The sequence below is a fragment of the Mesorhizobium captivum genome (assembly GCF_033977165.1).
GTDB lineage: Bacteria > Pseudomonadota > Alphaproteobacteria > Rhizobiales > Rhizobiaceae > Mesorhizobium > Mesorhizobium captivum.
In genome coordinates this window covers 250,141-265,864 of sequence record NZ_JAVIJB010000001.1, presented here as the reverse complement: position 1 = coordinate 265,864, position 15,724 = coordinate 250,141, and the positions used below count along the sequence as shown (strand labels likewise).

Sequence of the window (15,724 nt, the reverse complement as noted above, 5' to 3'; positions counted from 1 at the left end):
CGCGATCACCCCAACTCCAGCGTCGTAATGCCGAAAACCTTCGTCGGCGCATTGCCGGGCTTGCCGCCCTTGTACATGCGGGTCGTGGTGAAGCCTGGGACCAGGCCGACCGCTTGAAGCATTGCGGTGAACTCGACCTGGGTGGCCGGCACGTCGATATGCAACGCTTCGCCCTCTGTCCTGCCCGCCAGTTCCGCCACCAACGCCAGGGCTATGTCCATGTCGTCGGCGAATAGTGGCCCGACCTTGAAACCCTCCCGGCACCGGCGCGCCACCCCATAGCCGGCAATGCCGGCCGGACCGGCGGACACGAGCGCGATCCGGGGCGGCTGCAGCCATTCCCGCAGGAAGGTCTCGCGCGGCGCCGGGAAGCATTGGCGGTCGTAAGCCAGGATCTCGGCCGGGCTGGCGGCCGTCACGGGCAGGACGTCTCTGCCGCCAGCCAGCCCGATGGCGCGCCCGCTGAAGCGGACGGTCCCATAGGCGGGTAGGAACCCCTTGCGCTGGTAGTTGGCCCGTTGCTCGGCCACGCCGTCGAGGCCGATGATGCGGTTGCCGAGCCGTGCCATGCCGGCATCCCAGACCGCCCTGCCGTGGCCTTCGCCCCGCCGATCGGGCCGGCAGATGTAAAGGCCGATGAAGCCAAAACCCGGGCCATAGGCAACGGCCGAAATGCCGGCCACCATTTCGCCGTCGTCGAAAGCGCCGACAAAGCCTTCCGGATCAGCCGCCCGAAAAGCGGCGGCATCGCCAACGCCTGGATTCCAGCCCTCCCCCGCCGCCCAGGCGACGAGCATTTCCACCTCGCTGGCGGTCAGCGTTCGGATCGTTCTCGGCATTGTTTCACTCGGCGGCGGCCTCGGCCGAAGGAGCTCGATCCACCACGATAGGTCGTCGCTCGCGGGTTGCAAGGGCCATGCTTGGACGCCCGCTCACCCGTGCGGCGAAAGGCACGTGTCGCGCGGGCGACGGGCCTGACTATTGTTGGAACGGGTTTTTCCGAACCGATGCAATGGGTTAGTGAGGAACGTGGCAAAACATCTGCTGTTGTTCCAATAGGCAACTGGACACAACCGTCGTAGGCTGGGAATCTTCATTTGCCGTTGCTTGGAATCGAATGGAGTGCCGAAGGAAATGCCGCTGAGTGCCGAAGAGATCGCCAGTCATCCGGCAGCGCTTCGTCATGTTCAGGAACAGTCGCGCGCGCTCATTCATGTCTACGAAACCAGCCCGCGCCTTGCCGCCGTCTTTGCCACCCAGCAGCGTTGGCTGCTCGGCCATGTCGGGCTTGCCCTTCATTTCAGGCGCGACCCCAATGACCGCCGCACCGAAATGACGGTGGCGCGTTTCATCGAGGTCGTGCGCCGCAATTCAGTGGCCAGCCGCAACACCGCCGAGGCGTTTGTCAAGGAAATGCTGCATTACAACATCGCCGAATATGTTTCGAAGAGTGGCGATGGCCGCGCCCACCCCTTGCGGGTGAGCGCGGCCACCATTGAGACCTTCACCAGCTGGATCCATGCCCATTTGAGAACGCTCGATCGCATCGATGGCGGGAACCGGCTGGCAACCTTCCTTGAGCGACCCGATATGCTGGCGAAGCTGCAGCCGTTGATCTGCGACGGACTGCTTGCATCCGATCCGGTGCGGGAACCCGAACAAACCTTCTCGCTGTTTATCTGGCTGAACAACGGCGGCATCGTCATGGACTGGCTGATGTCTGGCATCGATCCGGAGGACGCCGACCTCGAGAAGATACCGACCAGCGTCATTTCGATCAGCGAGTTTGCGCATTGGCTCAAGCTCTCGCGCACCCATCTGGCGCGCAAGCTTCATGATGCCGAAGCGCTCGGCAGCATCGGCTGGGTCGGCCAGCGCGGACATTCCGTCATGTGGGTTTCGCGACAGTTCTACGACGAATACATGGCCGTTCAGGCAGCCAAGCTCGCTGTCGTCGACGCGGCCTTCGAAACCTGTTTTCCCCCCGCAGACGAAAGCTGAGCGCCGCCGCGCCTGCACCGCAGGCCCAAACAGCAAAACCGGCGGTTGCACTGGCGTGCGCCGGTCAAAACTGCTATCCGCATCCGGCTAGGGCGATATTTGGCGGATTCTGGGGGGATGGCGCTGAACTTCGAAGACATTGCCGGCCATCCTGCGCTGCGCGCTTGCATCCAGGCACAGGCGCGGGCTCTTTTGCGGGCTTATGAAGGGAACCCGCGGGCGTCCTCGGTCTTTGCCACCCAGCAGCGCTGGCTGATGGCCCATATCGGTCTTGCCCTGCATTTCCGCAGGGACCCCAGCGACTATCGAAAGGAGCTGACGGCCGCGCGTTTCGTCGACGTCACCCTTCAGCATTCGGTGGCCAGCCGCAACACCACCCATGCCTTCATCAAGGAAAAGCAGCACTACAATTTCATCGTGGATGCGCCTGGCAGTGACGACGGCCGCATTCGCCCGTTGCAACCAACGGCCGCGGCATTGGTGGAGCTGACAGGTTGGGTTCTCATGCATCTCAAGACGCTTGACGATCTCGATGGCGCGAACCGGCTGGCGACATTCCAGGCACGGCCGCAAATGCTTGCGCAGCTGCAGCCGCTGATCGCGGACGGGCTGGTCTCGTCCGTGCCGGTGCGCGAGCCGAAACAGACCTTCTCGCTGTTCACCTGGCTCAACAATGGCGGCGTCGTCATGGACTAGCTGATAGCCGGCGTCGAACTCGAGGACGTTGGCCGGGAACATATCCCGACCGGTATCCTCTCGATCGGCGATTTCGCCAGATGGCTGAAGCTGTCGCGCACCCACCTGGCGCGCAAATTGCGTGACGCCGAGGCGCTCGGCAGCGTCGGCTGGCTCGGCCAGCGCGGCCATTCGGTGATGTGGATCTCGAACGAGTTCTACGGCGAGTACGTGACGGCGCAGGCGGTCAAGCTCGCCATCATCGACGCGGCCTTCGCCGCTTGCATGGCGAAAGAGGCCAACTGACTTGGAGCGGATCCGCACTGCCAAGGCTGATCCGCTCCAACCGTGCTTGCATCCTCAGTCGATGTCGAAGGAGACGCCTTGCGCCAACGGCAGCGCCTTGGAGAAGTTCACCGTGTTGGTGGCCCGGCGCATATAGGCCTTCCAGGCATCCGAGCCGCTCTCGCGGCCGCCGCCGGTCTCCTTCTCGCCGCCGAACGCGCCGCCGATCTCGGCGCCCGAGGTGCCGATATTGACGTTGGCGATGCCGCAGTCCGAGCCGTCGACGCCCAGGAAGCGCTCGGATTCCTGCAGGTCACGCGTGAAAATCGACGACGACAGGCCGGCGCCGACTGCATTGTGCAGGTCGAGCGCCTCATCGAAATCGGAGTACTTCATCACATAGAGGATCGGTGCGAAAGTCTCCTCCGTCACCGGCGAGACTTGGGCAGGCATCTCGACCAGCGCCGGATGCACATAGTAGGCTTCCGCGTGGCCATTCTCGAACCGTGCGCCGCCGGTGACCTTGCCGCCATGCGCTTGCGCCTCCTTGAGCGCCTTCTGCATGTTGTCGAAAGCGGCCTTGTCGATCAGCGGGCCGACCAGCGCCGACGTCTCCAGCGGATTGCCGACCGAGACGCTCTGATATGCCTTCTTCAGGCGCGGCAGCAGCGCGTCATAAACGCTCTCATGCACGAACAGGCGCCTGAGCGTCGTGCAGCGCTGCCCGGCCGTGCCCATGGCGCCGAAGGCAATCGCCCGCAGCGCCATATCGAGATCGGCGGTCGGGCAGACGATGCCGGCATTGTTGCCGCCGAGCTCCAGCACCGCGCGAGCGAAGCGCTTCGCCAGCCGCGGACCGACCTCTCGGCCCATGCGGGTCGAGCCGGTGGCCGAAACCAGCGGCACCTTCGGATGGTCGACCAGCACCTCGCCGACGGCGCGGTCGCCGATCAGCACCTGGAGCAGGCCTTCCGGCGCGTCGGCGCCGAAACGCTTGGCGGCGCGCTTGAAGATCGCCTCGCAGGCAAGCGCGGTCAGCGGCGTCTTTTCCGACGGCTTCCACACCACCGCGTCGCCGCAGACCAAGGCCAGCGCTGCATTCCACGACCACACAGCGACCGGGAAGTTGAAGGCCGAGATCACGCCGACGACCCCGAGCGGATGCCAGGTCTCCATCATGCGATGTCCAGGACGTTCGGTGGCGATGGTCAGGCCGTAGAGCTGGCGGGAAAGGCCGACGGCGAAATCGCAGATGTCGATCATCTCCTGCACTTCGCCGAGGCCCTCGGACGGGATCTTGCCGACCTCGATCGACACCAGGCGGCCGAGCTCTGCCTTATGCGCGCGCAGTTCCTCGCCGAGCAGGCGCACCAGTTCGCCGCGCTTCGGCCCCGGCACCAGCCGCCAGGCCTGGAAGGCCTTGTGCGCGGCATCGATGGCCTTGCCGGCATCGGCCGCCGAAATCTGCTTCAGCGCCGCGATCTGTTCCCCAGTCACCGGGCTGCGCGCGATGAGGTCGCCGCCGGAAAGCGCATCCTTGGCAACGCCCAGTTTCTCCAGAAGTGAGGCCGTTTCCTTCGCTATCGTCATTTTTGTCCCTTTCAAATCCCGCATGGATATGGCGAGCGTCGAAGCCTTGCGCCATGTCTAGGCGCGCCTTGGGCACGCCCAGGCGCCTTTGATGGCGTGGCATTACTCGTTTCAGGAAAAAACCGCCACCCCGGCATGGTCTAAGCCCGGCTCGCAAAATTGGGCCAGACGGTGGAGGAGGGGTTAGTGTGCCTTCTGGATCGACGACTTCTCGGCGCTTTCCTTGATCAGCCGGTCGATATGCATGCGGATATGAGCGGCCTCGGCGGCGGTGTTGGCAAGCGCGATGGCGCGATCGAAGGCCACCCGCGCCTCCTCGTCACGGCCAAGCTGCATCAAAAGGCCACCCTTCAGGCCGAAGAAGTGGAAATAGCCGGACAGCCGGTCTTCCAGCGGCTCGATCATGGCTAAAGCCGCCTCCGGACCGCGCACCTTGCTCACCGCGACGGCGCGGTTGAGCGTCACCACCGGCGACGGCTGCATCTGCTCGAGCAGACCGTAGAGCAGGTCGATCTCGGTCCAGTCGGTATCCTCGGGCGTTGCCGCCCGCGCATGCAGCGCTGCGATCGCTGCCTGCACCTGGTAAGGGCCCGGCTTACGGTGGCGCAGCGCCTTGTCGACCAGGGCCAGGCCCTCGTCGATCATCTTGCGGCTCCACAGCGACCGGTCCTGGTCCTCGAGCAGCACGATCTCGCCATTCTCGTCGAAGCGCGCCGGCGCGCGCGCATGCTGTAGCAGCAGCAGCGCGGTCAGTCCCATGATCTCCGGCTCCTGCTGAAACAGCCTGAGCAGCAGCCTGGCGAGCCGGATCGCTTCCTCGCAGAGCGGCACGCGGGCCGGCGCCTCGCCGCCATTGGTCGAGTAGCCCTCGTTAAAGATGAGATAGACCATGGCGGCAACCGCCGCGAGCCGCTCGGAGCGCTCGACCGCGCCCGGCGTCTCGAACGGCACGCCGGCGTCCGCTATGCGCGCCTTGGCGCGGGTGATGCGCTGCTCCATGGCGCTCTCGCCGACGAGGAAGGCGCGCGCGATCTGCTTGACTGTGAGGCCGGAGACGATGCGCAGCGCCACCGCGATCTGCTGCGTCGCCGGCAGGTCCTGATGGCAGCAGATGAACAAGAGCCGCAATATGTCGTCGCGATAATGCGCGCCGTCCAGCCGCTCGGCCATATCGCCCTCGGCATCCTCGAGATCGGAAATCTGGTCCTCTTCCGGCATCGGCGCCTGCTTGGCGCGCTTGCGCACCGCGTCGATGCCGCTGTTGCGGCCGACGAAGATCAGCCATGCCGCCGGATCGCGCGGCGGACCGTTTTTCGGCCAGTTCTTCAGTGCCCTGAGACAGGCATCCTGGAAAGCCTCTTCCGCGGCGTCGAGGTCGCGGAAATAGCGCAGCAGCGCGCCCATCGCCTGCGGACGGGCGGTGCTGATCGCGTTGCTGATCCAGGCAAGTTCGGTCATGCGGGAACCTTGGTCGGATTGAAGACGGAGACTGGCCTGATCTCGTAGGAGCCGCCACTCGGATTGACCTCGGAGAGCTCGCGGGCGAACTCGACGGCCTCATCCAAGTCTTGGCATTCGAGCGTGTAGAAGCCGAGGAACTGCTCCTTGGTCTCGGCGAACGGCCCGTCGAGCACCATAGACTCGCCCTTAACCTTGCGGAGCGTCGTCGCGGCGGTGGTCGGCAGGAGACGCGCCACAGGCCCCAGCCGGCCCGCCTTGGCGTATTTGTCCTGTACGTTGAGGAGCTTTGCCATCACCTCGTCGTCCTGTTCCTTGCTCCAGGAGCAGACGACGTCTTCGGAGGCGTAGCAGAGGATGGCATAGAGCATGGTGCGTCCTTTCCGTATCAAAGGACGAGACAGTAGGACCCTTCCCGACACGACGTCGATAAAAAAATTTGTAGGGCGATCACAGGCTTACCTTGTCCGCCTGCCATTCGTCAGGCTCCGCGCGCCTTAAGCCATCTGAGCACCAGCGTCTCCTCCTCGTCGAGGCCCGGTATAAGACGCTTTCGCCTGTTGGCTTCCGCCATTTCGCTGAGCAGTTTGCCTCGCGACCACGCCTCGAAGACGAGTGGGTGGATATAGCACTGGCGGCAGACGGCTCGCGTGTTGCCGAGCCGTTCGGCAACCTTGTCGACGACGCTGTTCATCAACCGCTTTCGCTGGGTCATGCTCTCTGGAAGCCCTGCCTGCGCAAACAGCGCTGCCGCATGGATGGTGCCGCCCCAGGTGCGGAAGTGCTTGGAGCTGAACTCGGAGCCAGACGCCTCGCGGATGTAGCGGTTGACGTCCTCCGACCGCAGCGGCCGCCGATCGCCGTCTTCGTCGAGATATTGGAACAATTTCTGGCCGGGCAGGTCCTGGGCGCCGCGCACGATTTTGGCTACGCGGCGATCGACCAGCCTCAGCTTCCACTCCTTGCCGGATTTGCCCTTGAAGGCGAAACGCAGGCTGGAACCGGTGATTTCGACATGGCGGTCGCGCAAAGTGGTCAGACCGAAACTCTTGTTGTCGCGGGCATAGGCGGCATTGCCGATGCGGATCATGGTGTTGTCGAGCAGCCAGACCACAGAGGCGACCACACGTTCCAGCGGCAGGCCATGCCGGCGCAGGTCAGCATCGATCTGGTTCCGGAGATCGGGCAACGCCTCGGCAAATGCAACGAGACTGGAATATTTGACACCGTCCCGCTCTTCGGTCCATTGCCGGTGATAGCGGTACTGCTTGCGTCCGCGCTGATCCCGGCCGGTCGCCTGGATATGGCCGTTCGGGTCGGGCGAAATCCATACATCCGTCCACGCCGGCGGAATGACGATCGCCTTGACGCGGTCGAGCGTCGCCGCGCTCACCGGGCTCCCGTTCGGGCCGACGTAACGAAATCCCTTGCCTTGCCTCAGGCGTCGAATGCCGGGATCGGCGTCGCTGACATAGCTGAGCGAGGCGCGATCGGCGGAACCTTGCGCGCCGTTCCTTTGCATTTCCTCCCCACCCGTCAGGCGGCCGGAGGACGATTGTGCTCGTTGCAGCATGACGGCTCCAAGGAACTGGTCCGTAGATAAGCCGCGCAACAGGCAGCTGGTTCCACCGTTCCCAAAGAGTACCCTCAGCCCGTCGATCGCGCAGCCCGGATCTCGATTTGAGAAGCAACCCACGCGACCGATGCCGGTCACGCAGCTTTCAGGCAGCGACCGGGATGACATCGACGGCCTGCTCGCCGACCTGGCCGCCGGTGGTTTTCAGCACGCCGACGATCGGCGCCACGTCGGAATAGTCGCGGCCGTACCCGACGGTGATATGGTCGTTGCTCGCCCGCATGCCGTTGGTCGGGTCGAATTCCTGCCAGCCGGCGTCGCGGCCGCACCAGGCCTTGACCCAGGCATGCATGGCATCCGCCCCTTCGAGCCGCGGTTTGCCTTTCGGCGGAATGGTGCGCAGGAAGCCGCTGACATAGCCGGCGGGGATACCCAGCCCGCGCAGCCCGGCGATCATGATGTGGGAAAAATCCTGGCAGACCCCGCGTTTCAGCGCGAAGGCGTCGCTGGCCCGTGTCTGCACGGTGGTCGCCTCGCCGTCATAGGCAAAATCGCGGTGGATGCGGTTGCAGAGATCGACCGCTGTGGCGACGGCCGAACCGGCAAGGCTCTCCTGCGCATAGGCGCTGATCGCTGCGTCGATGCCGGCGTGATCGCTGGCGGCGAGGAAATGATGCGGCGCGCTAGGCGACAGCGAGCGCACCGCGTCAAGTTCCGCCCTCAAGCCGTGAATGTCCGGCGATACGTCAAGGCCGGGTTCCGGCCGCAGGACCGACACCCGCGCGCTCATCCTGATGTCGAGCTTCTCATGCGCGTCGCGAAAGGCGATCGCGGTGACGTTGTTGCCGAAGAAATCGGAAAAATCCGCCCGCTCGGCCGGCGTCGGCGCGAAGGACAACGAGGCGGCGATAACCCTCTGCACGCCGGGAACCGTCTGCGGCAGCACGCGCACCTGGTGCCTGCCGCCGCCGGCGGCAGCGGCATAGTCGTAATGCAGATGGAGCCTGACGTCGTAAAGCATCTAACCGAAATAGGCCTTGGCGAGGCTGTTGTAGAGATCGCCGATCTGGTTGGCGAGTTCGTCGAGCACCTTCACGGTCATGTCCGACGGCTCCATGACCGCGATTGCCGTGTTGAGCTGCAGGATTTCTTTCGCCGCGGGCGACATGTGTCCCTCGCCGCCGACGGGCGGCAGCATGCCGATCTCGGCCTTCAACCGCTCGAGTTGGAACAGAATGGAGCGCGGGTTGAGCGGATCGAGCGCCAGAAGGTCGATCACCGTGCGCCGCCCGGCCTGCACTGGATATTGCCGACGGTGGGTCATCACGCTGTCGCCGATCTCCAGCATCATGTCGAGCGCGCCGTCCGGCGCGCCGTTTCCGGTCAGCCGTGCCAGCGTGCGGGCGATCTGGATGCCGCGCTCCAGCCGGCGGCCGATCTCCAGGAAGCGCCAGCCGGTGAAGCGGTACATGTTCTCGTGCAGCAGGCCGGAAAAGCCAGCAAGCTTGCGCAGCATCACGGTCATCGCCCGCGTCGCATCGTCGCCGGGTGCCACGGTGTCGGCGAACTGATGGATGGTCTTCGACAGGTCCTTCAGCGCCAGCCAGCCGTCCGGCGAGAAGCGGTCGCGAATCTGGCCAGCGCTGTAGACGGCGCTGTCCAGCGTGCTGATCAGCCCGAGCGGGATCGCCGGCTCGACCTCGATGCCGAACGGTTCGAGATAGTCCCTGATGTCGGCAAGCAGCGGCATCTCGGGGTCGGACGTCTCCGCCAGCCGTACATGATAGGCGCGCAGGATGCGTACCGTGTCTTCCGAGCGCTCGATATAACGGCCGAGCCATGTCAGGTTCTCCGCCGCGCGGCTCGGCAGGCTGCCGGGCATGGTGCGGGTGAAGCCGTCAGTCTCCTGCGGCAGCAGCGTCTCGCGTTCGACAGGCCTGTCGCTGACCACCCAGACATCCGCCGCCTGGCCGCCGCGCTGCATGGCGATCGCCGTCGGGTCGAGCGAGAAGCCGACGCGGGCAAAGCCGCCGGGCATGACGGTCCAGCCTTCTTGTGTTCGCGCCAGGTAGACGCGCAGGCTAGCAGGCCGAGGCTCCAGCACACCGCCGACAAAGACCGGCGTAGTCGAGAGCGTCACCGCTTCCTGGCCGACAAAGCCGGCGCCGTCGGCTTCGATCCGCGCGATCAGCGCCGCCCGTTCCCCTGCCGAAAGCGCCGAACCGAGCTGCGTCGCGCCGTCGTCCTCGAAAGCGAGCCGTGTCGACAGCGCCGGGCCAACCACCAGGCGGTCGATATTGGCCAGCACATGGTCGCGTTCGATCTCCTGCCCGCACCACCAAGTGGCGATGCTCGGCAGTTTGAGCTCTTCGCGCTGCAACTCTCGCGCGATCCTCGGCAGGAAGGAAAGCAGCGCCCGCGTTTGCATCAGGCCTGAACCCAACGCATTGACGGCCGAGATCGTGCCGCGGCGGATTGCCTCGACCAGCCCCGGCGTGCCGATCTGCGAGTCCGGTCTGAGCTCGAGCGGATCGGCAAAGGCGGCATCGAGCCGCCGCCACAGCACGCCGATCGGCATCAGCCCCGAAACCGTGCGCACCATCAGCCGGCCGCCGGACACCGTCAGGTCCTCGCCCTCGAGCAGCATGATGCCGAGATAGCGCGCGATATAGGCATGCTCGTAATAGGTCTCGTTGAGCGGGCCGGGCGTCAGGATGGCGACGCGGCCGCCGGAATCCTTCGCCATGCCGTTCAGCGCGTCGCGGAAGCGGCGGAAGAATCCGGCAAGCCGGTGCACATGCATCTCGCCATAGATGTCGGACAGAGCGCGTGTGGTGGCGACGCGGTTTTCCAGCGCAAAGCCGGCGCCCGACGGCGCCTGCGTGCGGTCCCCCAGCACCCACCAGCGGCCATCCGGTCCGCGGCCAAGCTCGAAGGCGACCATGTGCAGGAAATGACCGCTGGCCGGACGGACGCCGACGACCGGGCGCAGATATTCGGGGCTCGCCGCAATCAGCCCTGCCGGCAAGATGCCGGTCTCGATCAGCCGGTTCGACCCGTAGAGATCGGCCAGGATCGCTTCGAACAGGTCGGCGCGCTGGACGAGACCGGCGCTGATCTCGGCCCATTCCATTTCGTCGATCAGCAGCGGGACATGCGCCAGCGGCCACTCCCGCTCATTGGCCCCGGCCTTGTCATAGACGCGGTAATAGACGCCGGCATCGCGCAGATACTGGTCGGCGCGGATAAAACGCTGACCGAGCGTTTCCGCTCCCAGACCATCCAACGCTTCGATGAAGGACCGCCAGGCCGGGCGGGGATTGCCTGTGGCGTCGACCATCTCGTCGACGACGCCGTCGATCGGCCGATAGAGCCCCAGCAGGCTTCGCGCCCGCGGCCTGCCGCCCGCCCGTTTCTGATTCCCCTTTGCCATGGTCGATCAGAGTCTCGCCGGGCGTCTCAGGTCAAGGGTCATGGGAAAGTCTTCAGAAGCTTCTTCGGCGTGCAGCACATAGCCGCCGGGCGTATGACCGCGCGGCTCGAAGCGGGCCAGCCGCCGCGCCTCGGCCTCGTTGCCGTTGACGGGGAAGGTATCGTAGCTGCGGCCGCCCGGATGCGCGACATGGTAGACGCAGCCGCCGATAGAGCGGCCCGACCAGCGGTCGTAGATGTCGAAGACCAGCGGCGTGTTGACCGGCAGCGCCGGATGCAGGCCGGAGGCCGGCTGCCAGGCCTTGAAGCGCACGCCCGCCACCGCGACCTCACGACTGTCGGTCACCTTCATCGGCAAGAAGCGGCCGTTGCAGACAACGGCGTGGCGCTCCGGATTGAGGCCCTCCGTTTTCACCTGCAGCCGCTCGACCGAAGAGTCGACGAAGCGGACGGTGCCGCCGATGGCGCCTTGCTCGCCCATCACATGCCACGGCTCCAGCGCCTGCCTCAGTTCCAGCTTGACGCCGCCTTGGCTAACCTCGCCGCAGAACGGAAAACGGAATTCGAGCTGCGCGGCGAACCATTCCGGGCGGAACTCGAAGCTGTTGAGCTTCAAATCCTCCAGCACGTCGAGGAAATCCGCCCAGACATAGTGCGGCAGCATGAAACGGTCGTGCAGCGAGGTGCCCCAGCGCACGAAGCGGCCGTCGAGCGGGTTCTTCCACGCGCGTGCGATGATCGCGCGAACCAGCAACTGCTGGGCCAGCGACATGCGCGCATTGGGCGGCATCTCGAAACCGCGGAACTCGACCAGGCCAAGCCTGCCGGTGGGGCCGTCCGGCGAGAACAATTTGTCGATGCAGATTTCCGAGCGATGCGTGTTGCCGGTCACGTCGGTCAAGAGGTTGCGGAACAGCCGGTCGACCAGCCACGGCAAGGGCGCCTCGCCCTTGTCGGGATGCGGCACCTGCGCCAGCGCAATTTCCAGCTCATAAAGCGAATCGTGCCGCGCCTCGTCGATGCGCGGCGCCTGGCTGGTCGGGCCGATGAACAGGCCCGAGAACAGGTAGGAGAGCGAGGGATGCCGCTGCCATTGCAGCACCAGGCTCTTCAACAGGTCGGGCCGGCGCAGGAACGGACTGTCGTTGGGTGTCGCGCCGCCGACCACGACATGGTTGCCGCCGCCGGTCCCGGTGTGGCGGCCGTCGATCATGAACTTGTCGGTGCCGAGCCGCGACTGCCGGGCTTCCTCGTAGATCGCGGTCGTCGTGGCGACGCATTCCTGCCAGTTGGCGGCCGGATGGATGTTCACTTCGATGACGCCGGGATCGGGCGCGACGCGGATGACGTTGAGGCGCGGATCGTGCGGCGGTGCATAGCCCTCGATATGCACCGGCAGGCCGATCGCCTCGGCCGCGTTCTCGGCCGCCGCCACCAACTCGAGATAATCCTCCAGAGCCTCGACCGGCGGCATGAACACGCAAAGCCGCCCGTCGCGCGGCTCGACGGTGAGCGCGGTGCGCACGGCGCCGCCGATTTCGGTGAGATGCTGCTCGACGCGATCCTGCTGGGCGGTAGCCGCCGTGAACGAGGCTTCCGCCTGCTGTCGCGCCGTTTCATCGGCACCGCCCGCTGGCACCCCCGGCAGGATGGCCTCGCGCGCCGGCAAAGCTCCGCGCGGCACCGAAGGGTCGACCGGCACGATATAGGGGAATTGCGCCGGCGGCACATAAGGCAGCGTGCCAAGCGGCAAGCGATAGCCGACCGGTGAATCGCCTGGCACCAGGAACAGCCGGCCGCGCCGGGTGTTCCATTTCTCCGAACGCCAGCGTTGCCCCGCGGCCTGGCTGTTCCAGCGCTGGACCGGCAGCACGTAGCCGGATGGCTTGGTCAGGCCGCGCTCGAACACGCGCGCCATGCGGCTGCGTTCTTCCGGATCCTCCAGCTTCGAATTCGACGGATCGACGTTGTCCGGCAGCTTGCCCTCCTTGAGCAGCCATTCGGCCGGATCCTCATAGGCTTCGCCGACCATCGTCTTGTCGATGCCGAGCTCGCCGGCAATCGCGGTGAGCAGGCTTTCGGCCTGCTCGGGCCCGATGGCGTATTGGCTGCCCTCGCGCGCGATCAGCGACGGGTCGCGCCACACCGGCTCGCCATCGGCGCGCCAGTAGAGCGAGAACGTCCAGCGTGGTAGGCTTTCGCCTGGGTACCACTTGCCCTGACCGTAATGCAGGAAACCGCCCGGCGCGAAGCGTTCGCGCAGTCGGCCGATGAGCTCATCCGCCTTGTCGCGCTTGGTCGGGCCGACGGCGGCCGTGTTCCATTCGGCGGACTCGAAATCATCGATCGACACAAAGGTCGGCTCGCCGCCCATGGTGAGCCGCACGTCGCCTGCCTCGAGCGCCGCATCGACCTTGTTGCCCAGCGCATCGAGCGCCTCCCAGCTTTCGTCCGAAAACGGCTTGGTGATGCGCGGATGCTCGGCGATGCGGTCGACACGCATGTCGAAGCCGAAATCGACATTGGCGAAGCTCGCCATGCCGGAGATCGGCGCGGCATTGCGGTAATGCGGCGTCGCCGCCAGCGGCACATGGCTTTCGCCGGTGAGCAGGCCTGAGGTCGGGTCGAAGCCGATCCAGCCGGCGCCCGGAATATAGACCTCGCACCAAGCGTGCAGGTCGGTGAAATCGACCGAGGTTCCGGGCGGTCCGTCGAGCGAAACCAGATCGGGCTTAAGCTGGATCAGGTAGCCGGAGACGAAGCGCGCGGCGATGCCGAGATTCCTGAGGATCTGCACCAGCAGCCAGCTCGAATCCCGGCACGAGCCCTTGGCCGCTGCAAGCGTCTCCTCAGGCGAATAGACGCCGGTCTCCATCCGCACGATATAGGCGATCTCGCGCTGCAGCCGAGCATTGAGGTCGACGAGGAAATTGACGGTGTTCTTCGGGCTGCGGTCGATACTTTGCAAGAATTTCGACAGCAACGGCCCCGCCGACTCCGGCGTCCGGTAGATGGCGAGGTCCTCTCTAATCACTTCCGGATAGTCGAATGGGAAGGTCTCGGCAGCCTCCTCGACGAAGAAGTCGAACGGGTTGTAGACCGTCATGTCGGCGACGAGATCGACCTCGATCTTGAGTTCCCTTACCGGCTCCGGGAAGACGAAGCGGGCGAGGAAGTTGCCATAAGGGTCCTGCTGCAGGTTGACGAAGTGGTTCTTCGGCTCGACTTTCAGCGAATGGCTGAGCACCTTAGTGCGCGAATGCGGCGCCGGCTGCAGCCTGATCACCTGGGGGCCGAGAACCACGGGCCGGTCATATTTGTAGTGAGTCAGGTGGTGGACGGCTGCCAGAATTGCCATGGTGCCCCGAGGAACGGCGTTTCATTCGCCGAACCCTGACACAAATGAAGACCAATCTCCAAGCAGAGATGTTGCGCTGCACCTAATTTAGGCAGCGTTGCCAGCTTAGAAAAACGCCTGGATACCCGTTTGAGCCCTTCCGAGGATCAGCGCATGCACGTCATGCGTGCCTTCATAGGTGTTGACTGTCTCCAGGTTCTGCGCGTGGCGCATCACGTGGTAGCCGATCTGGATGCCGTTGCCGCCATGCATGTCGCGGGCCTGGCGGGCGATGTCGAGGGCCTTGCCGCAATTGTTGCGCTTGACGATCGAGATCATCTCCGGCGCCATCTTGCCCTCGTCCATCAGCCGGCCGACGCGCAAGCTACCCTGCAGGCCAAGCGCGATCTCGGTCTGCATGTCGGCGAGCTTCTTCTGGAAGAGCTGCGTGCCGGCGAGCGGCTTGCCGAACTGTTTGCGGTCGAGGCCGTACTGACGCGCCCGGTGCCAGCAGTCCTCGGCGGCGCCCATGGCGCCCCAGGAAATGCCGTAGCGCGCGCGGTTGAGGCAGCCGAACGGCCCTTTCAGGCCCGAGACGTTGGGCAGCAGCGCCTCTTCGCCGACCTCGACGCCTTCCATCACCACCTCGCCGGTGATCGACGCCCGTAGCGAGAGCTTGCCGCCGATCTTCGGCGCCGAAAGCCCCTTCATGCCTTTTTCCAGCACGAAGCCGCGGATCTGGTTGTCGTGCGCAGCCGATTTCGCCCAGACGACGAAGACGTCGGCGATCGGCGCGTTGGAGATCCACATCTTGGAGCCGGAAAGCCGATAGCCGTTCGCCGTCTTCTCGGCGCGCGTCTTCATGCCGCCCGGGTCGGATCCGGCGTCCGGCTCGGTGAGGCCGAAGCAGCCGATCCATTCTCCGGAAGCGAGCTTCGGCAGGTACTTCTTGCGCTGGTCCTCCGAGCCATAGGCATGGATCGGGTACATGACCAGCGACGACTGCACGCTCATCATCGAGCGGTAGCCGGAATCGATGCGCTCGACTTCGCGCGCGACCAGCCCATAGGTCACGTAGTTCGCGCCGAGCCCGCCATATTCCTCGGGGATGGTGATGCCGAGCAGGCCGGCCTCGCCCATCTCGCGGAAGATCGATGGATCGGTCTTTTCCTCGACATAGGCCTCCTCGATGCGGGGGGCGAGCTTGTCGGCGGCAAACGCAGCCGCGCCGTCGCGTACCATCCGCTCGTCCTCGGAAAGCTGATCCTCGATCAGGAAGGGATCGTTCCAGACGAAGGCGTTCTTCTCGGCGGCCATGACCTTGGTCTCCCGGCATATTTTTGATGTGCCCGGCTTATCGGCCTCCACAT

General features: G+C 65.1%; 10 protein-coding genes and 1 pseudogene. 2 read left to right on the top strand and 9 right to left on the bottom strand.

Annotated elements, in window-relative coordinates; translation table 11 throughout:
* Positions 1-5 precede the first annotated feature (5 nt).
* Positions 6-839, bottom strand: a complete 834-nt coding sequence (locus tag RFM40_RS01250; RefSeq protein ID WP_320277003.1) for a GNAT family N-acetyltransferase — start codon at positions 837-839, stop codon at positions 6-8.
* 295 nt (positions 840-1,134) lie between these two features.
* Here RFM40_RS01250 and RFM40_RS01245 point away from each other — a divergent pair, with 295 nt between their 5' ends.
* Entirely contained in the window at positions 1,135-2,001 is an 867-nt protein-coding gene (locus RFM40_RS01245; RefSeq protein WP_320224877.1) for a hypothetical protein, read from the top strand.
* A 117-nt stretch (positions 2,002-2,118) separates the two neighbouring features.
* Positions 2,119-2,982, top strand: a pseudogene (locus tag RFM40_RS01240) (hypothetical protein).
* Between the two features lie 54 nt (positions 2,983-3,036).
* On the opposite strand, the gene amaB reads toward RFM40_RS01240, so the two are convergent.
* From amaB to RFM40_RS01200, 8 genes are all read right to left on the bottom strand, one after another.
* A complete protein-coding gene (gene amaB / locus RFM40_RS01235; protein ID WP_320224876.1) occupies positions 3,037-4,551 on the bottom strand; it encodes an L-piperidine-6-carboxylate dehydrogenase in 1,515 nt (504 codons plus the stop codon).
* A gap of 183 nt (positions 4,552-4,734) precedes the next feature.
* Positions 4,735-6,009 carry an RNA polymerase sigma factor gene (locus RFM40_RS01230; RefSeq protein ID WP_320224875.1) on the bottom strand — a complete coding sequence of 425 codons (1,275 nt, stop codon included), beginning with the start codon at positions 6,007-6,009 and terminating at the stop codon, positions 4,735-4,737.
* On the bottom strand, positions 6,006-6,380 hold the full coding sequence (locus RFM40_RS01225; protein ID WP_320224874.1) for a YciI family protein: 375 nt from the start codon (positions 6,378-6,380) through the stop codon (positions 6,006-6,008). The genes RFM40_RS01230 and RFM40_RS01225 overlap by 4 nt, the downstream gene beginning before the upstream one ends.
* Before the next feature lie 110 nt (positions 6,381-6,490).
* Positions 6,491-7,582 (bottom strand): DNA topoisomerase IB, encoded by a 1,092-nt coding sequence (locus tag RFM40_RS01220; RefSeq protein WP_320224873.1) that lies wholly within the window; start codon positions 7,580-7,582, stop codon positions 6,491-6,493.
* Between the two features lie 148 nt (positions 7,583-7,730).
* Entirely contained in the window at positions 7,731-8,606 is an 876-nt protein-coding gene (locus tag RFM40_RS01215) for a transglutaminase family protein (RefSeq protein WP_320224872.1), read from the bottom strand.
* On the bottom strand, positions 8,607-11,018 hold the full coding sequence (locus RFM40_RS01210) for a circularly permuted type 2 ATP-grasp protein (protein ID WP_320277002.1): 2,412 nt from the start codon (positions 11,016-11,018) through the stop codon (positions 8,607-8,609).
* 6 nt (positions 11,019-11,024) lie between these two features.
* Positions 11,025-14,375: a transglutaminase family protein gene (locus tag RFM40_RS01205; protein ID WP_320224870.1), complete on the bottom strand. Its 3,351-nt coding sequence runs from the start codon at positions 14,373-14,375 to the stop codon at positions 11,025-11,027.
* 105 nt (positions 14,376-14,480) lie between these two features.
* Entirely contained in the window at positions 14,481-15,671 is a 1,191-nt protein-coding gene (locus tag RFM40_RS01200) for an acyl-CoA dehydrogenase (RefSeq protein WP_320224869.1), read from the bottom strand.
* Positions 15,672-15,724 lie beyond the last annotated feature (53 nt).

Bases quoted from the DNA above. Each gene is read 5' to 3' on its own strand.
- amaB (WP_320224876.1), bottom strand. From the start codon at position 4,551: ATGACGATAGCGAAGGAAACGGCCTCACTTCTGGAGAAACTGGGCGTT.
- RFM40_RS01220 (WP_320224873.1), bottom strand. From the start codon at position 7,582: ATGCTGCAACGAGCACAATCGTCCTCCGGCCGCCTGACGGGTGGGGAG.
- RFM40_RS01210 (WP_320277002.1), bottom strand. From the start codon at position 11,018: ATGGCAAAGGGGAATCAGAAACGGGCGGGCGGCAGGCCGCGGGCGCGA.
- RFM40_RS01215 (WP_320224872.1), bottom strand. From the start codon at position 8,606: ATGCTTTACGACGTCAGGCTCCATCTGCATTACGACTATGCCGCTGCC.
- RFM40_RS01225 (WP_320224874.1), bottom strand. From the start codon at position 6,380: ATGCTCTATGCCATCCTCTGCTACGCCTCCGAAGACGTCGTCTGCTCC.
- RFM40_RS01250 (WP_320277003.1), bottom strand. From the start codon at position 839: ATGCCGAGAACGATCCGAACGCTGACCGCCAGCGAGGTGGAAATGCTC.
- RFM40_RS01205 (WP_320224870.1), bottom strand. From the start codon at position 14,375: ATGGCAATTCTGGCAGCCGTCCACCACCTGACTCACTACAAATATGAC.
- RFM40_RS01200 (WP_320224869.1), bottom strand. From the start codon at position 15,671: ATGGCCGCCGAGAAGAACGCCTTCGTCTGGAACGATCCCTTCCTGATC.
- RFM40_RS01245 (WP_320224877.1), top strand. From the start codon at position 1,135: ATGCCGCTGAGTGCCGAAGAGATCGCCAGTCATCCGGCAGCGCTTCGT.
- RFM40_RS01230 (WP_320224875.1), bottom strand. From the start codon at position 6,009: ATGACCGAACTTGCCTGGATCAGCAACGCGATCAGCACCGCCCGTCCG.